General features: G+C 41.4%; 18 protein-coding genes. 6 read left to right on the top strand and 12 right to left on the bottom strand.

What is annotated here, in order from left to right:
- Positions 1–29: 29 nt before the first annotated feature.
- The 5 genes from htpX to bioB all read right to left on the bottom strand — a co-directional run bounded on the left by htpX (position 30) and on the right by bioB (position 4,741).
- Positions 30–890 (bottom strand): protease HtpX, encoded by an 861-nt coding sequence (gene htpX, locus AC2IOM_RS11130; RefSeq protein ID WP_138632575.1) that lies wholly within the window; start codon positions 888–890, stop codon positions 30–32.
- A 241-nt stretch (positions 891–1,131) separates the two neighbouring features.
- Positions 1,132–1,818 (bottom strand): dethiobiotin synthase, encoded by a 687-nt coding sequence (bioD, locus tag AC2IOM_RS11125; RefSeq protein ID WP_486358391.1) that lies wholly within the window; start codon positions 1,816–1,818, stop codon positions 1,132–1,134.
- Positions 1,815–2,573: a malonyl-ACP O-methyltransferase BioC gene (gene bioC, locus AC2IOM_RS11120; protein WP_486358390.1), complete on the bottom strand. Its 759-nt coding sequence runs from the start codon at positions 2,571–2,573 to the stop codon at positions 1,815–1,817. The genes bioD and bioC overlap by 4 nt, the downstream gene beginning before the upstream one ends.
- Positions 2,570–3,700: an 8-amino-7-oxononanoate synthase gene (locus tag AC2IOM_RS11115; RefSeq protein ID WP_486358389.1), complete on the bottom strand. Its 1,131-nt coding sequence runs from the start codon at positions 3,698–3,700 to the stop codon at positions 2,570–2,572. The genes bioC and AC2IOM_RS11115 overlap by 4 nt, the downstream gene beginning before the upstream one ends.
- Positions 3,701–4,741 carry a biotin synthase BioB gene (gene bioB / locus AC2IOM_RS11110; protein WP_105171355.1) on the bottom strand — a complete coding sequence of 347 codons (1,041 nt, stop codon included), beginning with the start codon at positions 4,739–4,741 and terminating at the stop codon, positions 3,701–3,703.
- A gap of 96 nt (positions 4,742–4,837) precedes the next feature.
- Here bioB and bioA point away from each other — a divergent pair, with 96 nt between their 5' ends.
- On the top strand, positions 4,838–6,115 hold the full coding sequence (gene bioA, locus AC2IOM_RS11105) for an adenosylmethionine--8-amino-7-oxononanoate transaminase (RefSeq protein WP_486358388.1): 1,278 nt from the start codon (positions 4,838–4,840) through the stop codon (positions 6,113–6,115).
- A gap of 18 nt (positions 6,116–6,133) precedes the next feature.
- On the opposite strand, the gene AC2IOM_RS11100 is transcribed toward bioA, so the two are convergent.
- Positions 6,134–6,565 (bottom strand): AAA family ATPase, encoded by a 432-nt coding sequence (locus AC2IOM_RS11100; protein WP_486358387.1) that lies wholly within the window; start codon positions 6,563–6,565, stop codon positions 6,134–6,136.
- Positions 6,562–6,909, bottom strand: a complete 348-nt coding sequence (locus AC2IOM_RS11095; protein WP_486358386.1) for a hypothetical protein — start codon at positions 6,907–6,909, stop codon at positions 6,562–6,564. The genes AC2IOM_RS11100 and AC2IOM_RS11095 overlap by 4 nt, the downstream gene beginning before the upstream one ends.
- Positions 6,910–7,078: 169 nt before the next feature.
- Here AC2IOM_RS11095 and asnS point away from each other — a divergent pair, with 169 nt between their 5' ends.
- Positions 7,079–8,476: an asparagine--tRNA ligase gene (gene asnS, locus AC2IOM_RS11090; RefSeq protein ID WP_486358385.1), complete on the top strand. Its 1,398-nt coding sequence runs from the start codon at positions 7,079–7,081 to the stop codon at positions 8,474–8,476.
- 525 nt (positions 8,477–9,001) lie between these two features.
- Here asnS and AC2IOM_RS11085 read toward each other — a convergent pair.
- Both AC2IOM_RS11085 and AC2IOM_RS11080 read right to left on the bottom strand, forming a co-directional pair.
- Positions 9,002–9,928 carry an electron transfer flavoprotein subunit alpha/FixB family protein gene (locus tag AC2IOM_RS11085; RefSeq protein ID WP_100913413.1) on the bottom strand — a complete coding sequence of 309 codons (927 nt, stop codon included), beginning with the start codon at positions 9,926–9,928 and terminating at the stop codon, positions 9,002–9,004.
- The gene (locus tag AC2IOM_RS11080; RefSeq protein ID WP_100913414.1) at positions 9,928–10,677 is read right to left on the bottom strand and encodes an electron transfer flavoprotein subunit beta/FixA family protein; all 750 of its coding nucleotides are present in this window, start codon (positions 10,675–10,677) and stop codon (positions 9,928–9,930) included. The genes AC2IOM_RS11085 and AC2IOM_RS11080 overlap by 1 nt, the downstream gene beginning before the upstream one ends.
- Before the next feature lie 169 nt (positions 10,678–10,846).
- Between AC2IOM_RS11080 and AC2IOM_RS11075 the strand changes: the two genes are divergently transcribed.
- The 4 genes from AC2IOM_RS11075 to AC2IOM_RS11060 all read left to right on the top strand — a co-directional run bounded on the left by AC2IOM_RS11075 (position 10,847) and on the right by AC2IOM_RS11060 (position 15,682).
- Positions 10,847–12,493, top strand: coding sequence for an electron transfer flavoprotein-ubiquinone oxidoreductase (locus AC2IOM_RS11075; RefSeq protein ID WP_486358384.1), 1,647 nt, complete (start codon positions 10,847–10,849; stop codon positions 12,491–12,493).
- A 118-nt stretch (positions 12,494–12,611) separates the two neighbouring features.
- On the top strand, positions 12,612–13,088 hold the full coding sequence (locus AC2IOM_RS11070) for an acyl-CoA thioesterase (protein ID WP_010560053.1): 477 nt from the start codon (positions 12,612–12,614) through the stop codon (positions 13,086–13,088).
- Positions 13,089–13,154: 66 nt separating this feature from the next.
- Positions 13,155–13,877, top strand: a complete 723-nt coding sequence (gene tsaA / locus AC2IOM_RS11065) for a tRNA (N6-threonylcarbamoyladenosine(37)-N6)-methyltransferase TrmO (RefSeq protein WP_486358383.1) — start codon at positions 13,155–13,157, stop codon at positions 13,875–13,877.
- Between the two features lie 80 nt (positions 13,878–13,957).
- Positions 13,958–15,682: a proline--tRNA ligase gene (locus AC2IOM_RS11060; protein ID WP_010560051.1), complete on the top strand. Its 1,725-nt coding sequence runs from the start codon at positions 13,958–13,960 to the stop codon at positions 15,680–15,682.
- Between the two features lie 90 nt (positions 15,683–15,772).
- Here AC2IOM_RS11060 and glnS read toward each other — a convergent pair whose 3' ends face one another.
- From glnS to sucC, 3 genes are all read right to left on the bottom strand, one after another.
- Complete coding sequence (gene glnS / locus AC2IOM_RS11055) at positions 15,773–17,440, bottom strand: glutamine--tRNA ligase (RefSeq protein ID WP_486358382.1); 1,668 nt, start codon at positions 17,438–17,440, stop codon at positions 15,773–15,775.
- A gap of 337 nt (positions 17,441–17,777) precedes the next feature.
- Entirely contained in the window at positions 17,778–18,650 is an 873-nt protein-coding gene (gene sucD / locus AC2IOM_RS11050) for a succinate--CoA ligase subunit alpha (RefSeq protein WP_010560048.1), read from the bottom strand.
- Positions 18,650–19,816, bottom strand: coding sequence for an ADP-forming succinate--CoA ligase subunit beta (gene sucC / locus AC2IOM_RS11045; protein WP_010560047.1), 1,167 nt, complete (start codon positions 19,814–19,816; stop codon positions 18,650–18,652). Before sucC ends, sucD begins: the two co-directional genes overlap by 1 nt.
- Positions 19,817–19,951 lie beyond the last annotated feature (135 nt).

Below are 19,951 nucleotides of genomic sequence, written 5' to 3'. Positions count from 1 at the left end.
CGCCTTTTTCATATGTATTAAATCAGTACTTATTTTAATGCATTAATACGCGCATCAAGTGGAGGGTGTGAACTCATTAAGTCCATTAAACCTTTACCAGATGCAATACCAAATGCCATCATCGATCCTTCTAGTTGTGACGGATGATTAACTTTAAGGCGCTCAAGTGCCGCACGCATTTTGTCTGCACCAACAAGATCTGCAGCGCCTTTGTCAGCAGCAAACTCTCGTTGACGGCTAAAATACGCCACAACAAAGCTTGCTAAAATACCGAATAATACTTGGAAGATCATATCAAAGATAAAGTATGTCCAAGAACCACCCGACTCTTCTTCATCGCTATTTAAGAAGTTATCGACAATACCTGCAAGTACCTTCGAGATGGCAATTACAAACGTGTTTACAACGCCTTGAATAAGCGTAAGTGTAACCATGTCGCCATTGGCAATATGAGACACTTCATGGGCGAGAACGGCTTCTGCTTCGTCTTGACTCATGTTGTGTAATAAACCAGTACTTACCGCAACCAGTGAATTATTTTTACTTGGCCCTGTTGCGAACGCGTTCATTTCAGGACTGTCGTAAATAGCTACTTCTGGCATTGCAATGTTGGCTTTTTTAGCTTGCTCTGCAACACGCTCAACTAACCACTTTTCTACGTCAGAACGCGGTTGCTCAATAACATGGGCACCGGTTGATTTTTTCGCCATCCATTTCGACATAAACAGCGAAATAAACGAGCCACCAAAACCAAACAACGTGGCAATTAATAAAATGCCACCTAAGCTTCGGTGTTCTATGCCTAGTACTGACATAATAACCGACAGCACAATACCTAACACCAGCATCACCGCTAGGTTAGTAATTAAAAACAATACGACTCTTTTCATTGTTACCTCAAAATGTGTTTTCTACCGCTTTATATAGTGTCTTTTGATTACGTTTCAAGATAAATTTACAAAATGACACACATATTATTTAAAACTAAACACACCATGAAATTTACATAAAGTTATTTAGAGGGTGTTGATCTTTATGGTCTAAATTTTGTTCAAATCCAAACCACTTTGGTCGCGGCGTCGCTTTGTAGATTTAGTGGGCTAAATCAAAAAGCGACAACACGCTCTCGTTTCAATTAGCTAAATTAAGCGCAGTGTTAAGAGCTTGATAAACTTGAAGCTTAGGTTTTTCGTTTTTACAGTTAGGTGCAATGGCCAATAAGGGGCAATCTAAACGTGCTTTTAGGGTTTGCAGATTTTCGTCTTGTTCTAACATGCCATCGTCAACATAATTGGCTATCCAACCAACACATTTCACGCCGCTTTGTTTGATATGACTTAACGTCAATAATGCATGATTTAAACAGCCTAATTTTAGACCAACAACTAAAATCACCGTTAAGTTTTGTTCGGCAACCCAATCTGACAATAAGTCATTATCATTAATTGGCAATGCCCAACCGCCTGCACCTTCGATTATCAAATGGTCAAGCTCTTGTTGCTTTAACACACCTAAATGGCTTGATAGTGCGGTTTTACTTATCTCTACTCCGGCTTTTTTTGCTGCAATATGTGGCGCAATGGGTGGTTCGAAGCAAAACGGATTAATCAATTTGTACGGCAGTGCTACATTGCCAGACTCCAGCAGTGTTAACGCGTCTTCATTGACGAGCTCACCAAACGCCTGCTCAGCCCCTGCGGCAATCGGCTTGAAACCGGTAACGGCTCGCTTATGCTGTTTAATATATTTAATTAAAAGGCTCGATACATAGGTTTTACCTACTTCTGTATCTGTGCCAGTTATAAAAACTTGATTCATTTCTCTATCACTATATAAGCAACTTGGTAACTTACCGGAAATTGCCCCTGCTCTTTTGGATAATTTGCTAACAATGCACGGTATTTACGTTTACCCATCAATCCACTGGGTTGTTCGCTACTATTAACTTTATGATTTGCACCAATTTCTTTAATAGAGTTTAAGGCAAGCTTAGGGCTATCGTAAAATATTTTATGATGACAAAAGCTACTACTGATTAATTTAAACGGCGTATGTGCAACTGCATTGGCGATATCGTTTTGTGTTACAAAGCGATTTATGTGAGGTTCATTGTCGAGCACTGAGAAAGCATGTTTAATTTCTTGCAACGTGCCATCGGCCACAATACTAAAGTGTGCGCGACCACCTGGTTTTAAAACACGGTAAAAATGGGTTAAAAGTGCCGCTAAATCACTACTCCATTGCATTGCAAAATTACTAAATATCAGGTCAAAACAGTCGCCCTGAAACGGTAAGGTATCCATATCAGCGCAGATACTAGGTGTAACACCTTGCTGTAACATGCTTTCACTTAAATCCATGCTTACAAGATAATCGCAGCGTTTTTTAAGTTCAAACGAATTAACAAAGGGGCCACAGCCTAAATCAAGCGCGACCTTATACCTTGCACCCAATGATTTTAACAGTATATCGGCTGCTTGCTTTTGCACATGGGCATGACTTTGATAGCGCTCGGCCGCTTTAGAAAAATGAGACGCAGTGGCTTGCTTTTTGGTTAACGCAGACAACATCATAACAATTTTAACCCATCAACAAGCTGATTTATCAACTGTTCTATATCTGCTGCTTGGTGTGCAGCGGTAATCGTTATTCTTAGCCGTGCTGTATTATGAGGGACCGTTGGTGGTCTAATTGCCGTAAGCCAAATACCATTTGATTTTAAATACTCACTCAGCGCTAAACAGCTTTCACTATCGCCAAGCACCAGCGGTTGAATGGCGCTATTTGACGGCATGAGTGCAAGGTTATGATTACTTGCAAGGGTTTTAAAATACGCAATATTGTCTTTAAGGCGTGCCCGTTTTTCATCGGCACTATAAAGCCGTTCTAATCGCGAAAGCGTTGCCGATGCAAGCCAAGGCGACATTGCGGTTGAATAGGTATAATCGCGGTTAAATTGCAATAAATAGTCGGCCACATTTTGGCTACATAACACAGCTGCCCCGCTGCTTGCGCAAGCTTTGCCAAAAGTGATAATCAGTATTTCTGGTTTAACGTCATCACAGCTGCCTAAACCATGATTACCCATTACACCAAAACCATGTGCATCATCAATCATTAACCAGGCATTGTGTTGTTTTGCGATGTGCGAAAGCTCAGCAACTGGTGCACTATCACCATCCATAGAAAACACCCCTTCACTCACAATCAACTTATGCTGCGCTTTAGATTTTTCTAAGCGACGTGTTAAATGTTTTAAATCGTTATGATTAAAGCGAGTATTCGTTGCGTTTGCTGCGAGGCCGCCGTCAATCAAGCTGGCATGATTTAGTTTATCTTGAAATATTTCACTATTGGCTTCATTCATCAAACTTTTAAGCACACTAGCGTTAGCGCTAAAGCCCGAATTAAACAATAAACACGCTTGATAATTGAGCTTAGACTTGAGGTAATTTTCAAGTGCAATATGTGCATTTTGGTAGCCGGTGACTAACGATGAACTACTCGCACCTAAGGTGTTTTCTAAACCCGTAATTGGCTCTTCACCTAAACCAAGGTAGTCATTTGATGCGAAATTTAAATACTGTGTATTATTTCTAAGCAAAAAACGTGGACCAACACGCTCAAAGGCAATGCGCTGACGGTATAAAGACGCTTGCTGCCTAGCGGCAAGCGTCTTACTTAAATATTCGAACGCCATTTATGCTGGATAAAATAGTTCTGATGTTTCTTTATCAGCGATTGCTGATTCTAACGACGCTTGATATGCCTCATCGGAATAATCTTCAGCACTTTCAGGTGACATACCCAGCTTTTTAATTAGCATCATATCGCTGTCTGCTTCTGGATTATCCGTAGTTAGTAATTTATCACCATAAAAAATTGAGTTAGCACCAGCAAAGAAACACATTGATTGCATCTGTTCATTCATCGCCGTACGCCCTGCACTTAAGCGAACGTAACTTTTTGGCATCATAATGCGCGCAACCGCAATCGTACGAATAAACTCAAAATGATCTAAATCGTCCACATCTTCAAGTGGCGTGCCTTTTACTTTTACTAGCATGTTAATTGGCACACTTTCTGGCTGCTTTGGTAAATTTGCAAGCTGCATTAATAAACCGTAACGGTCTTTTGCTTGTTCTCCCATACCAACAATGCCACCCGAGCATACTTTCATACCCGCGTCACGCACGTGATCAAGGGTATCGAGTCTGTCTTGGTAGGTTCGTGTAGTGATGATTTGTTGGTAATATTCAGGTGAGGTATCTAAGTTATGATTGTAATAATCAAGTCCCGCATCACGCAGTGCATGTGCTTTATCGTTATCAAGCATGCCCAGCGTCATACAGGTTTCAAGACCCAGTTCTTTCACCTCTTTCACCATTTTTGCAATATACGGCATATCGCGATCTTTCGGATCAGACCAAGCAGCCCCCATACAAAAACGTGTAGCACCCTTATTTTTAGCAATACGCGCTTGTTCGACTACTTTCTCAACTTCCATCAAACGCTCGCGTTCTAGATCCGTTTTATAATGACCTGATTGAGGACAGTACTTACAATCTTCAGGACATGCGCCCGTTTTAATAGATAACAGCGTAGATATTTGTACTTTGTTTGGATTAAAGTGTTGACGATGAACACTGGCAGCTTGAAACAGTAAATCGTTAAACGGCATATTAAATAATGCCTTGACTTCACTGAGTGTCCAGTTATTACGCACCTGAGCTTGTTCCATGGAATTCTCGTTTTTATTTGTTTCTCGAACTTAATTTCGCTAGTCTACGCAGCAACATCTCATTGTCAACCAAACGCAACCTTTAAGGGTTTACATTTGAATAATAAAGAAACAATTGATTTGGATTTTGATAAAAATCATTTATGGCACCCCTACACGTCAATGATAAATCCTCTGCCGGTGTACCCAGTTACACATGCTGATGGCGTGCATATTCATTTGGAAACGGGTGAAAAATTAATTGATGGAATGGCCTCATGGTGGAGCGTTTTGCATGGCTACAATAACGTTGAACTTAACAACGCAATAAAGCAACAAGTTGATAAAATGAGTCATGTGATGTTTGGCGGTTTAACCCACCAACCTGCAGTTGACCTTGGCAAAAAACTACTCGACATTACACCACACTCGCTTACGCGTATCTTTTTAGCCGATTCAGGCTCCGTTGCTGTAGAAGTTGCCATTAAAATGGCAATGCAATATTGGCGCAGTAAAGGTAATACGCGTAAAAACAAACTTATGGCACTAAGTAAAGGTTATCACGGCGATACATTTGCGGCGATGAGTGTATGCGATCCGGTTAATAGCATGCATTCGTTGTACAAAGGCTTTTTACCAGAGCACTATTTTGTTCCCGCACCAAAAAGTAAGTTTGGTGACGCATTCGACCGTGCAGAGCGCGATATATTAGCGCAATACTTTGACGAGCATCACTTGGATATTGCCGCCTTTATTTTAGAGCCGATTGTACAAAATGCTGGCGGTATGAATTTTTATCACAGCGACTATTTAAAAGCGGTGCGCGAATTATGTGATGAGTACGACATACTGCTAATTTGTGATGAAATCGCTACGGGCTTTGGCCGTACAGGAAAAATGTTTGCCGTTGAACATGCCAATATTGAGCCTGATATTATGTGTATTGGTAAAGCAATGACCGGTGGTTATATGACGCTATCGGCAACCTTAACAACGGATAAAGTTGCAATTGGTATTAGTGAAGGCGATGCAGGTGTGATGATGCATGGACCTACATTTATGGCCAACCCGCTCGCGTGTGCCGTTGCCAATAAAAGCATTGAATTACTGCTTAAAACAGACTGGCAAAGTAACATTACGCGCATTGAACATTGTTTTAAAACACACTTACAAAAGCTTGAAAATGTGGATTCTGTGGCAAATGTTCGTATTCTCGGGGCAATTGGTGTTGTTGAAATGAAGCAAGCTGTTGACGTTGCCAAAGTGCAAAAACAGCTAATTGAACACGGCGTGTGGTTAAGGCCGTTTGGCAAACTGATTTATATGATGCCGCCTTACATAATGCAAGATGAGTCAATCATCAAAATGTGTAATGCAATTAAATCGATTTTGTAGGATTTAAGGCCTAATGGCTTACCATTCAAATAGGTAAGCCATTTTGTTGATGGTTTTTAGCGGTACTTTATGAATGTTGCGCTGATAATAAAGGTGCTGCATCGCTTTATCTTTAATTTCACCCACCACCACTTCTTTTACTTGATAACCAAGCGCGTGCGCTGCTTCAGCATACGCAATAAATTCCCACTTTTTAATGTTGGTATTATCCAAAATCACCAAAGGAATGTGTTGGCTCAACGCACGTATAAAACGCGCTAAATTAAGGTTGTGGTATTCACTTAGCTTGGCTTTATCAAAACGATATTGACCGTCGCTGATAAAAAAATCGTCGGTTGAACAAATGACAAATTGGCCTTCATCGCCATTTACCATTTCATCACACAAACTCTGAGCGTAATGACTTTTCCCTGAGCCTGGCAGACCCCTTAAAATAAATACTTGTTTCATCTAAACAAAATTACCAATAAACAAATAATACAAATAACTAATAAACTGATTTGATTAACCGCGATAATATCATCACTGCGGCGGTTGTAACGCTGACGCATGATGATTGAAATACTCGATATAATACCAGTTAAGATTAAAAAAAGAATCAGCAAGTTACGTGGCGTCATCAACCAATGATCACGATGCGATAAACCAAAATAACGGATAATGCCATATTCAAGCTCTGGTCTTGCGTAGTGAAACATAATCAGCGCAAGCAAAAAGAAAAACCACGCGATAATTGATAACGCATGTAATACGTTTTGCCTTACAGGTGATTTGCTGCGCCTTTCTTTTATCATACGCGTCAGTTATTCAATGAAATTTCACTATTTTTAAGCATATTACACATTATCGGGAAATTTGCTGTTTTTTTATTTTTCTTTCACAGGTAAGATAACAAACTTTCTTAGCGCATGCTAAGTAAGAACAACAAGAATTTATTTAGGCATTTTAATCATTGGAGTGAAAATGAGCCATATAGCTATCACAGACCTTTTGAAAGGCCGTGTAGAAGTAGGTGCAACCGTTACTATTAAAGGTTGGATCCGCACACGTCGCGATTCAAAAGCAGGAATCTCTTTTTTAGCCGTTCATGACGGTAGTTGTTTCGATCCTATTCAAGCTGTGGTACCGAATTCACTCAATAATTATGAAGAAGTGACCAGGCTAACCGCAGGCTGTTCAGTAACGGTTGTTGGTACAATCGTAGAATCACAAGGACAAGGCCAATCGTTTGAGATTCAAGCTGAATCTGTAGAAGTAGTAGGTTGGGTAGAAAACCCAGATACATACCCTATGGCTGCAAAGCGTCACAGTATTGAATATTTACGTGAACACGCACATTTGCGTCCTCGCACTAATATTATCGGTGCAGTAACGCGTGTTCGTAACTGCTTATCACAAGCAATTCACCGTTTTTACCACGAGCGTGGTTACGTTTGGATTTCTACACCGATTATCACAGCAAGTGACTGTGAAGGTGCGGGCGAAATGTTCCGTGTATCTACGCTTGATATGCAAAACTTACCGCGCACTGATAAAGGCGATGTAGATTACAGCGAAGACTTCTTCGGTAAAGAAGCGTTCTTAACAGTATCAGGCCAGCTAAACGGCGAAACTTACTGTTCAGCAATGTCAAAAATCTACACTTTTGGCCCAACATTCCGTGCTGAAAACTCAAATACCTCTCGTCACTTAGCTGAATTCTGGATGGTTGAGCCTGAAGTTGCATTTGCAGATCTTAACGATATTGCAGCGCTTGCAGAAGATATGCTGAAATACGTATTTAAAGCAGTACTTGAAGAGCGCCGTGATGACATGGAATTCTTTGCACAACGTGTTGAGAAAACCGCTATTTCACGTTTAGAAGACTTTGTTGAAAAAGACTTCGCGCAAGTTGACTACACAGACGCTGTTGAAATTCTTAAAGGCTGTGGTAAGAAATTCGAATTCCCAGTTGAATGGGGTGTAGATTTACAATCAGAGCACGAGCGCTATCTTGCAGAAGAGCACTTTAATGCACCAGTAGTTATTAAAAACTACCCGAAAGACATTAAAGCCTTCTACATGCGTCAAAACGAAGACGGCAAAACAGTTGCAGCAATGGACGTTGTTGCACCTGGTATCGGTGAAATCATTGGCGGCTCACAACGTGAAGAACGTTTAGACGTACTTGATGCACGTTTAGAAGAAATGGGCTTAGACAAAGAAGATTACTCTTGGTATCGCGATTTACGTAAGTACGGTACTGTTCCTCACTCAGGTTTCGGCCTAGGTTTTGAACGTCTTGTAGCATACGTAACGGGTATGGGTAACGTACGTGACGTTATCGCCTTCCCGCGTACAAAAGGTTCAGCTAGTTACTAAACGCGTATCGTTTAATTAAGCACACTTAATGAAAAACCGGCAAATGCCGGTTTTTTTGTTTTTGTCATTTTAGCCTAGGGTCTGTTGATCTTTGCTGTTCTATTTTTGTTCTGTTTGAGCGTGCTTTTATCGCGGCGCTCGATGTGTGGCCTAGTAATCTAAGCGAATATCGAGCAACAATGAGAAAAGTGCGCTCAAAAGAACCGTTCGCCAGCGCTTGATTGGCTTTTCAACTGTGTTATCGGCTGGCTCACATAGAATAACTATGCCACGCAGCCTCCGCCTTGTATAAAACCCAATCAAACTGCTGCAAAAACGAACTTGAAAGGTCAACAGACCCTAGTAATCTACTACATCAACAGGCTTATAAAGCACATGATAATCAATAATCTGCTCACGCAACTTTTTACACGTGTAGTGTTTTGTGACGAACCAGCTTAGGTTTGGAAAATTAAACTAAAAAGAACCATAAAAAAAGCCTTGCTAAAGAAGCAAGGCTTTTACAATTGGAATAAGGTTGTGTTGTTACAAAGATGCTTCTAGTTCTGGAAGTACATCAAATAAATCAGCAACTAGACCGTAATCGGCAACTTGGAAGATTGGCGCGTCGGGATCTTTGTTGATTGCAACAATCACTTTAGAGTCTTTCATACCTGCGAGATGCTGAATTGCACCGCTAATACCTACCGCGATATAAAGCTGAGGCGCAACAATTTTACCTGTCTGCCCTACTTGCATATCGTTTGGTACAAAGCCCGCATCAACAGCTGCACGCGATGCACCAATCGCTGCACCAAGTTTGTCTGCGATACCATTTAACAATGCAAAGTTTTCGCCATTTTGCATACCACGGCCACCTGAGATGATCACATCTGCTGCGGTAAGTTCTGGGCGTTCACTTTCTGTTTCTTGTTGTGAAACAAAACTGCTTAGCGCGTTCTCTTTAACTGCATCAAACGATGAAACAGCTACTGGCGCTTGCTCACCTACTACATCAAACGCACTCGAACGTACCGTAACAATGTGTTTATCTTCACTACTTTGTACCGTAGCAATTGCATTACCAGCATAAATTGGACGCTTAAATGTATTTTCGTCAATCACTTCGATAATGTCAGAAATTTGCACTTTGTCTAACAGTGCAGCCACTCGCGGCATAAAGTTTTTGCCTGTTGTGGTTGCAGCTGCGAAAATATGTGAATAATCACCTGCTAAATCGACAACAAGATCTGCCATATTTTCTGCAAGTTGATGCTCTAATGTTGCATTATCGGCAACAATCACATTTGATACACCTTCAATTTTGCTTGCAGCTTCTGCTACTGCGGCTACATTAAAGCCTGCAACTAAAACTGTGATCGACTTACCGAGTTTTTGCGTGGCTGAAACTACTTTAGCTGTGTCGTTTTTAAGCACGCCATGTTCGTGCTCTGCAATAATAAGTACTGACATTAGATCACCTTCGCTTCATTTTTTAGTTTTTCAACTAGCGTTGCAACGTCTGCGACAATTTCGCCTGCTTCACGCTTGCTTGGCTCTTCTACTTTTAAGGTTGTAATACGCGGCGTAACATCAACGCCAAGATCCGCTGCGGTTAATACATCAAGCGGCTTACGCTTAGCCTTCATAATATTAGGAAGCGTTGCATAACGAGGCTCATTCAAACGAAGGTCCGTAGTCACAACCGCTGGTAAATTAACCGAAATTGTTTGTAAACCACCATCAACTTCACGTGTCACATTAAGTTTATCGCCATCAACTACAACTTCTGAGGCAAATGTTGCTTGTGCTCGGTTTGTTAGCGCTGCAAGCATCTGACCTGTTTGATTGTTATCTGAATCAATCGCTTGTTTGCCTAAAATGACTAACTCTGGGTTTTCTTGCTCTACAACTTTGGCAAGTAGCTTAGCTACATGCAGCGACTCCAAACGTTCGCTGGTGTCAATTTGGATTGCTTTGTCTGCACCGAGTGCAAGTGCTGTACGAAGCTGTTCTTGGCAAGCCTTATCGCCAATTGATACAACGACCACTTCGGTTGCGTTGCCTGCTTCTTTAATGCGGATAGCTTCTTCCACCGCAATTTCACAAAATGGGTTAAGGGCCATTTTTACATTATTAAGATCAACATCACTATTGTCGGCTTTTACGCGCGCTTTTACGTTATAGTCGATCACTCGTTTGACCGGAACTAGGATTTTCATAACCTCTCCTTTAATGTTTACGCGTACGTAAACCTAGGTAAACTTATTTAACCGTTATTTGGTTTTAAGGCTACTTCCTGTTGACGTAAACGTCAACCTAAAATATGCTAAAGCCTATAACAGGTTATTTGGTTAACAAAGACCAGCTTAATTCAACAGGGGCAATATCATGGTACAACGTGAAACCATGGAGTTTGATGTAGTTATTGTAGGCGCTGGGCCTGCAGGCTTATCAAGCGCTATAAAACTGGCACAACTAGCACAAGAAAATGAACAAGAATTAATGATTTGTGTTGTTGAAAAAGGTTCAGAGGTCGGAGCTCATATCTTATCAGGCGCGGTATTTGAACCCCGTGCACTTAATGAATTACTACCAAATTGGCAAGAACTTGGCGCCCCACTTAATACTAAAGTGAGTCAAGATGACATTTATTGGTTCAATGATGAACGTAGTGCGAAAAAGCTACCTGCTTTTGCCACGCCAAAAACGTTCCATAATGACGACAACTACATCGTTTCCATGGGTAATGTATGTCGTTTTTTAGCACAACAAGCAGAAAACCTAGGCGTAGAAATTTTTCCAGGGTTTAGTGCGCATTCACTGATTATTGAAGATAATGCGGTAAAAGGCATAATCACAGGTGATATGGGCGTAAGTGAATCTGGCGAAGAAAAAGATGGCTTTATGCCAGGTATGGAACTTCGCGCTAAATACACTATTTTTGCTGAAGGTTGCCGCGGCCATTTAGGCAAAGAGCTGATCAGTACATTTAAACTAGATGAAGGTAAATCACCACAACATTATGGTTTAGGGTTTAAAGAAATCTGGGAAATTCCGAGCGAACACCATAAACCCGGGCTTGTTGTACATGGTGCAGGCTGGCCACTTGATAAAGATACCGGCGGCGGCTCTTATATGTATCATGGCGATGACAATCAAGTGGTTGTTGGTCTAATCATTGATTTAAACTACAGCAATCCGCACCTGTCACCGTTTGATGAATTTCAGCGCATGAAACATCACCCGGTGTTTGCAGATACACTGAAACACGGTAAACGCATAGCTTATGGCGCACGGGCCATCGCAAAAGGTGGTTTGAACTCATTACCTAAAATGACGTTTCCAGGTGGTGTGTTAGTTGGCTGTAATGCTGGTACGCTTAATTTTGCCAAGATTAAAGGTAATCACACCGCAATGAAGTCAGGCATGCTGGCCGCGGAAAGTATCTTTACTTCGATACAGGAAAATAAAGCTAATACAGAACTCGATGACTTTGCATCGCGTTTCGAGAATTCATGGCTTTATCAAGAATTAAACAGCAGCAAAAACTTTGGTCCAGCAATGCATAAGCTTGGTAAGTTTTTTGGTGGTATGTATAACACCATTGATCAAAACTTGTTTAATGGCGGTTTACCGTTTAACTTTAAAGATGACACACCTGATCATGCCTGCCTTGAACCAGCGAGTCGCCATTCGGAAATTAACTATGCAAAACCCGATGGCACACTTAGTTTTGATAAACTAAGTTCGGTGTTTTTATCAAGCACTAACCATGAAGAAGATCAACCATGTCACTTGAAACTGGCAGATAATACCATACCGCTTGGTAAAAACTTATCTGAGTACAATGAGCCTGCACAGCGCTATTGCCCAGCAGGCGTGTATGAAATTAACGAAGTTGAAGGGCAACCGACGTTCGTTATTAATTCGCAAAACTGCATCCACTGTAAAACTTGCGATATTAAAGATCCGAGCCAGAACATTACTTGGGTCACACCTGAAGGTGCTGGCGGACCAAATTACCCGAATATGTAATTTCCAATTGTATTTGTCAAAGGCATGCTCTCCCACGTGAGCATGCCTTTTTTATTACTTGTTAAAACCTTAGTTATCGCTAATACTCAATAAACAACACACTGATTATCAAGTAATTATGGATAAAGACAGCGTTACATTTAGATTTTTGGCAGAACCTACCGACGTTAACTTTGGCGGTAAAGTACACGGTGGCATTGTTATGAAGTGGATTGACCAAGCGGGTTATGCTTGTGCAGCGCTGTGGAGTGGTCATTACTGTGTTACCGTATCAGTTGCGGCAATAAAATTTCATCGCCCTATTCTTGTTGGGCAACTCGTTGAAGTTGAAGCCAAAATAGCTAATACAGGTAAAACCAGTATGCAAATATTTATCGCTGTTCGCTGTGGCGATCCGAAATCTGGGCAGATGGTAGAATCGAATAATTGCATCATCAATTTTGTCGCTACGGATCAAGCGGGTTACCCTGTACCGGTTCCTGCCTTTGAAGCAAAAACCGCAAATGAAAAGCGTATTCAAAAATACGCGCAGAAGATGAAAGACATGTCACTGCAAGCGGAAAAAGTGTTCGAACAAGAAATGAAAGAAGAATAATTTTATTCAAGACGTTTTATGGCAAAATAGGCACTTTTACAGTGCCTATTTAAGTTTGTTAGTGTTATGAATGACTACCAATTAAGTCCAATTGCCTTTATCGAATCTCCCTATAAACAAAAATTTGCGATACCTCGCCAGCCTCGCCTTATTCCAGAAGCAAAAGCCAAGTGCAAATTTGTTGGTGAGTTTAACCGTGAAGAGTTTGTCCGTGGTATTGAAGGCTTTAGCCATGTTTGGCTTATTTTTCGTTTTCATGAAACAGCCGATAAAGGCTGGTCGCCATTAGTTCGCCCACCTCGTTTAGGCGGCAACGATAAAAAAGGTGTGTTTGCAACCCGCGCGACCTTTAGACCAAATGGCATTGGTATGAGTGCGGTTAAGCTCGAAGGTGTGCACTATGAACATGGTCAACTTTGGCTTGAGTTGTCAGGTATAGACTTACTAGATGGAACGCCAATCTTAGATATTAAGCCCTACTTGCCTTATTCGGATAGTTTGCCAAACGCGACCGCAGGATTTGCCGATACGCGCCCAGAAACGCCATTAGTTGTTGAGTTTGCAGATAAAGCCATTACGTTTTGTGAGAATAACTCGGCACTTTACCCTGAGCTACAAAGCTTTATTGAGAAGGTATTAAAACAAGACCCACGACCGGCCTATAAAAAAACGAAAGCCGGGTTACAAGAATACGGCATGAGCTTGTTTGATTTAAATATTAAATGGCAAGTGATTGAAAGCGACGTTACCGTATTAGAAATTAGTAAAAATAGCGAAAAGCCAGCATAGTAAGGCTTTTGAATTTTTACATACACTGATAAACTTAGCGCCTTACCTTATAAAAATAGATTTAACATTTCGGAAAGCAAATGCGTACTAGTCAATATATTTTAGCGACGTTAAAAGAAACGCCATCTGATGCTGAAATTATCAGCCATCAGCTTATGTTACGCGCGGGAATGATCCGCAAACTAGCATCGGGTTTATACACTTGGTTACCAAGTGGTTTAAAAGTACTACGTAAAGTAGAAAACATTGTTCGTGAAGAAATGAACAAAGCCGGTGCGATTGAAATGTTAATGCCCATTATCCAACCAGCCGACCTTTGGCAAGAGTCTGGTCGTTGGGAGCAATTTGGCCCTGAATTACTGCGTATTAATGATCGTCACAACCGTCCTTTTGCGTTAGGTCCTACACACGAAGAAGTTATTACTGAATTTGTTCGTAAAGAAATCAGCAGTTACAAACAACTGCCGGTAAATCTTTATCAAATCCAGACTAAAGTACGTGACGAAGTTCGCCCACGTTTTGGTGTAATGCGCGCGCGCGAATTCACCATGAAAGATGCCTATTCTTTCCATTTAAGTGAAGAATGCCTAAATGAAACGTATAAGAAAATGCACCAAGCATACTGTAATGTTTTTGAGCGTTTAGGGTTAGATTACCGCCCAGTAATTGCAGATACTGGTTCAATCGGTGGCTCAGTTTCGCATGAATTCCACGTACTTGCAGAATCTGGTGAAGATGCCATCGCATTTAGCTCAGAGTCAGACTACGCAGCGAATATTGAAAAAGCAGAAGCGGTAGCACCAAGTATCGAACGCCCTGCACCAGCAAAAGAGCTAAACCGTTTCGATACGCCTAATGCAAAAACAATTGAAGATCTAAAACAGCAGCATGGTGTTAAACCACACCGCGGCGTTAAGACGTTAATTGCCTACGGCGCGCCAAATGAGAATGAAGAACGTGGTCTAGTTGCGCTCGTCGTACGTGGCGATCATGAACTGAATGAGCTTAAAGCTGAAAAGCTAACACTGGTTGATTCACCACTTGAGTTTGCAACGGAAGAAGACATTGTTAAAGCAACGGGTGCAAAGCCAGGTTCCCTTGGCCCGGTTGGTCTAAATATGCCAATTATTGTTGACCGTTCAGCGGCTGTAATGGCGGATTTTGTTGCGGGTGCGAACGAAGATGGTGTTCACTACAGTGGCATTAACTTTGACCGTGACGTTACCGACTACACAGTTGAAGATATTCGTAATGTTGTGGAAGGCGATCCTAGCCCATGTGGTAAAGGCGTATTAAATATCAAACGTGGTATTGAAGTTGGTCATATTTTCCAGCTTGGCACAAAGTACTCTGAGGCAATGAAAGCAGGCGTACTTGCTGAAAGCGGTAAAAACCAAATTATGACCATGGGTTGTTATGGTATCGGTGTTTCGCGCATCGTTGCTGCTGCAATCGAACAAAACCACGACCAATACGGTATTAAATGGCCGACTGCCCTCGCTCCGTTTGAGCTGGCAATTGTACCAATGAATATGCACAAGTCGCATCGTATTCCAGAGATTGCCGACAAGTTATACGCAGATCTTCAAGCTGCTGGTATTGATGTACTATTTGATGACCGTAAAGAACGCCCGGGCGTAATGTTTAACGATATGGAATTAGTTGGCGTACCGCATACGTTAGTGATCGGTGAGCGTAATCTAGATAACAACCAAATCGAATACAAAAATCGTATTACAGGTGAAAAAGAACTTATTGACCTAGATAACGCGATTGAAGCAATTATTAACCTAGTTAAATCATAATTGTAAGATAATAAAAAAGCGCTGTGTTATCACAGCGCTTTTTTTGTGTCTTTTAAAAAGGATAGGCATAACCCCTATCCTTATTTGAAATTAGCCTTTGTTTTCTTCTTTCGCCCAAGAATCACGTAAGCCAACAGTACGGTTAAATACTAACCCTTCTGCTTTACTATCTCGACAGAAATAGCCTGTACGTTCAAATTGGTAACCTACTTCAGCTTCTGCATTGGCAAGTGCTGGCTCAACAACCGCAGAAGTTAAACGTACTAAAGACTCTGGGTTCAATACTGTGGCAAAGTCTTCTTCCGCTGCCGGGTTAGGCACAGTAAATAAACGGTCGTATAAACGTACTTCTGCAGGAACACCTTGGCTTGCACTTACCCAGTGAATAACCCCTTTTACTTTACGACCATCAGTTGGATTTTTACCCAGTGTTTCATCGTCGTAAGTACAGTAAATAGTAGTAATGTTGCCTGCATCGTCTTGGTCCACACGTTCTGCTTTAATAACATACGCACCACGTAAACGCACTTCTTTACCAAGCACTAAACGCTTATATTTCTTGTTCGCCTCAAGACGGAAATCTTCACGCTCGATAAATACTTCACGCGTGAAAGGAACGATACGCGTGCCCATTTCTTCGATATTTGGATGATTTTGAACAGTCAGCTCTTCCACTTTATCTTCTGGGAAATTTTCGATAACTACTTTAATCGGATCAAGTACTGCCATTGCACGCGGTGCATTTTCGTTTAGGTCATCACGGATACACGCTTCTAACATGCCCATTTCTACCATATTATCTTGTTTTGTAACGCCAATACGCTTACAGAATTCGCGTACCGAAGCGGGTGTATAACCACGACGCTTTAAACCCGCAATCGTTGGCATACGCGGGTCATCCCAACCTTCTACATGCTTTTCTTCAACTAATGCATTTAACTTACGCTTACTCATTAGTGTGTATTCAAGATTTAAACGAGAAAACTCAATTTGTTGTGGATGACATTCAAGTGAAATGTTATCTAAAACCCAATCGTATAGACGACGGTTATCTTGGAACTCAAGAGTACAAAGCGAGTGAGTAATACCTTCTAGCGCATCTGAAATACAGTGTGTGAAATCGTACATTGGGTAGATGCACCACTTATCACCTGTTTGGTGGTGATGTGCAAAGCGAATACGATAAATAATTGGATCGCGTAGCACCATAAATGAACTCGCCATATCAATTTTTGCGCGTAAAACACATTCGCCTTCTTTAAACTCACCATTTTTCATTTTTTCGAAAAGCGCTAAGTTTTCTTCAACACTGGTATCACGGTAAGGGCTGTTTTTACCTGCTTCTGTTAAAGTACCGCGGTATTCTCGTGCTTCATCTGGTGATAAGAAACATACGTACGCTAAGCCTTTTTCAATTAGCTCTACCGCGTAGCCGTATAACTCGTCAAAATAGTTTGACGAATAACAAATATCGCCATCCCAGTTAAAACCAAGCCATTTAACATCTTGTTGAATTGAGTTTACGTAATCGATGTCTTCTTTTTCAGGGTTTGTATCATCAAAACGTAAGTTACATAGGCCTTTATAGTCTTGTGCAATACCAAAGTTTAGGCAGATAGACTTGGCGTGACCAATATGTAAAAAACCATTCGGCTCTGGTGGAAAACGTGTATGTGTTGCTGCATGTTTTCCTGATGCTAAATCTTTATCAATTAAATTAGTGATAAAGTTTGTTGCTCGATTTTCTGCTTCCGCCATTGCGAAATTTTCCTATATTCATTAAATAAATTAACGGCCTAATTATTACAAATAAAAACCGTATCGCCTAGGTGCAAACTAACCAAGGGCTAAAAAAATGTGAAATAAAAAACTAATTTCGAATCTGTTAAGTATGTAACCAAATAACACGCTAATTTAGCGCATTGAATCCAATAACTAACCCGTTAAAGACTAATTCCATGTGCGAGTAATAAATATACTTTCAACGCATTTTTATGAGTTGATATAACTTGGGGTGATGATCATTAATTTCAAGATGTGAAATTGAGACAATAAAAAAGGCTGCAGATGCAGCCTTTTTCAATTGATAGGTAGATTACCAGCCAGTTTTTTCAGCTAGTGCTTTACCGATATCAGCTAGTGAACGAACAGTTTTAACGCCTGCTGCTTCTAGCGCTGCGAATTTCTCGTCAGCTGTACCTTTACCGCCAGCGATAATCGCACCAGCGTGACCCATACGCTTACCTGGAGGAGCAGTAACACCAGCGATGTAAGAAACTACAGGCTTAGTTACATTAGCTTTAATGTATTCAGCAGCTTCTTCTTCAGCTGTACCACCGATCTCACCGATCATTACGATCGCTTCAGTTTGTGGGTCTTTTTCGAACATTTCAAGAACGTCGATGAAGTTAGTACCTGGGATTGGGTCACCACCGATACCAACACATGTTGATTGACCGAAACCAGCATCAGTTGTTTGCTTAACAGCTTCGTAAGTAAGTGTACCAGAACGTGATACGATACCTACTTTACCTGGCTTGTGGATATGACCAGGCATGATACCAATTTTAGTTTCACCCGGAGTGATAACACCTGGGCAGTTTGGACCAATCATGCGAACGCCAGTTTCGTCAAGCTTAACTTTAACGTCAACCATGTCTAGCGTTGGAATACCTTCAGTGATACAAACGATTAGCTCGATACCTGCATCGATAGCTTCAAGGATTGCATCTTTACAGAAAGGTGCTGGAACGTAGATTACAGATGCAGTTGCACCAGTAGATTCTACTGCTTCACGTACTGTGTTAAATACAGGAAGACCTAGGTGAGTTTGACCACCTTTACCTGGAGAAACACCACCAACCATTTGTGTACCGTACTCAAGCGCTTGCTCTGAGTGGAAAGTACCTTGGCCGCCAGTGAAACCCTGACAGATTACTTTAGTATCTTTGTTAATTAATACAGACATTATTTGCCCTCCGCAGCAGCAACAACTTTCTCAGCAGCGTCAGTTAGTGACTCAGCTGCGATGATGTCTAGGCCAGAGTTAGCAAGAACGTCACGACCAAGATCAGCGTTAGTACCTTCTAAACGTACAACTACAGGTACATTTACACCAACTTCTTTAACTGCACCAATGATACCTTCTGCGATCATGTCACAACGTACGATACCACCGAAGATGTTAACTAGTACTGCTTTAACATTGTCATCAGATAAGATGATCTTGAATGCTTCAGCTACACGCTCTTTAGTCGCGCCGCCACCTACGTCTAGGAAGTTAGCTGGCTTGCCGCCGTGTAGGTTTACGATGTCCATCGTACCCATTGCAAGGCCTGCACCGTTAACCATACAACCAACGTTACCGTCTAGTGCTACGTAGTTCAGTTCCCACTGAGCTGCGTGTGCTTCACGCTCGTCTTCTTGTGACGGATCGTGCATTTCACGGATTTTAGGCTGACGGTATAAAGCGTTACCATCTACACCGATTTTACCGTCTAGACAGTGAAGGTTACCTTCGTCAGTGATTACTAATGGGTTGATTTCTAATAGTGCGAAATCGTGGTCGTTGAACATGTTAGCAAGACCCATGAAGATCTTAACAAACTGCTTCATTTGCGTAGGGTTTAAACCTAGTTTGAAGCCTAGTTCACGTGCCTGGTAAGCTTGAGGACCTACTAGTGGATCGATCTCAGCTTTGTGAATTAGTTCTGGTGTTTCTTCAGCAACTTGTTCGATTTCAACGCCACCTTCAGTAGATGCCATGAAAACAACTTTACGAGAAGCACGGTCTACTACAGCGCCAAGGTATAATTCGTTAGCGATATCTGTGCAGCTTTCAACAAGGATTTTAGCTACTGGCTGACCATTTTCGTCAGTTTGGTAAGTAACTAAGTTTTTACCTAACCAGTTTTGTGCAAATTCTTTGATTTCTTCTTTGCTGTCAGCAAGCTTTACACCGCCCGCTTTACCACGTCCACCTGCGTGAACCTGACATTTAACAACCCACTTGTCACCGCCAATTTTATCAGCAGCTTCTGCAGCTTCCTGAGGAGTGTCACATGCATAACCCTCAGAAACTGGTAAACCATAGTCGGCAAATAATTTCTTTGCCTGATACTCATGCAAATTCATGATGCTTTTCCAATTGTATTACGTAAAGGGTTGAACCGTTGTTCAACCATCCCAAATTGCGCACCTAGTATAGTCGCACCAATCAGGTATGAAAACCCCAGTACGACCAAAGGCGCAAAAAAAAAGCTGCGAATC

It is taken from the genome of Pseudoalteromonas sp. NS-SX12 (assembly GCF_057367955.1).
This window is presented reverse-complemented; position numbering and strand designations above follow the sequence as displayed.

Coding starts and splice junctions, on each gene's coding strand:
- tsaA (WP_486358383.1), top strand. CDS start 13,155: ATGAATGACTACCAATTAAGTCCAATTGCCTTTATCGAATCTCCCTAT.
- htpX (WP_138632575.1), bottom strand. CDS start 890: ATGAAAAGAGTCGTATTGTTTTTAATTACTAACCTAGCGGTGATGCTG.
- bioC (WP_486358390.1), bottom strand. CDS start 2,573: ATGATGTTGTCTGCGTTAACCAAAAAGCAAGCCACTGCGTCTCATTTT.
- glnS (WP_486358382.1), bottom strand. CDS start 17,440: ATGGCGGAAGCAGAAAATCGAGCAACAAACTTTATCACTAATTTAATT.
- AC2IOM_RS11095 (WP_486358386.1), bottom strand. CDS start 6,909: ATGATAAAAGAAAGGCGCAGCAAATCACCTGTAAGGCAAAACGTATTA.
- asnS (WP_486358385.1), top strand. CDS start 7,079: ATGAGCCATATAGCTATCACAGACCTTTTGAAAGGCCGTGTAGAAGTA.
- sucD (WP_010560048.1), bottom strand. CDS start 18,650: ATGTCTGTATTAATTAACAAAGATACTAAAGTAATCTGTCAGGGTTTC.
- sucC (WP_010560047.1), bottom strand. CDS start 19,816: ATGAATTTGCATGAGTATCAGGCAAAGAAATTATTTGCCGACTATGGT.
- AC2IOM_RS11075 (WP_486358384.1), top strand. CDS start 10,847: ATGGTACAACGTGAAACCATGGAGTTTGATGTAGTTATTGTAGGCGCT.
- AC2IOM_RS11080 (WP_100913414.1), bottom strand. CDS start 10,677: ATGAAAATCCTAGTTCCGGTCAAACGAGTGATCGACTATAACGTAAAA.
- AC2IOM_RS11085 (WP_100913413.1), bottom strand. CDS start 9,928: ATGTCAGTACTTATTATTGCAGAGCACGAACATGGCGTGCTTAAAAAC.
- AC2IOM_RS11060 (WP_010560051.1), top strand. CDS start 13,958: ATGCGTACTAGTCAATATATTTTAGCGACGTTAAAAGAAACGCCATCT.
- AC2IOM_RS11070 (WP_010560053.1), top strand. CDS start 12,612: ATGGATAAAGACAGCGTTACATTTAGATTTTTGGCAGAACCTACCGAC.
- bioD (WP_486358391.1), bottom strand. CDS start 1,818: ATGAATCAAGTTTTTATAACTGGCACAGATACAGAAGTAGGTAAAACC.
- bioB (WP_105171355.1), bottom strand. CDS start 4,741: ATGGAACAAGCTCAGGTGCGTAATAACTGGACACTCAGTGAAGTCAAG.
- AC2IOM_RS11115 (WP_486358389.1), bottom strand. CDS start 3,700: ATGGCGTTCGAATATTTAAGTAAGACGCTTGCCGCTAGGCAGCAAGCG.
- AC2IOM_RS11100 (WP_486358387.1), bottom strand. CDS start 6,565: ATGAAACAAGTATTTATTTTAAGGGGTCTGCCAGGCTCAGGGAAAAGT.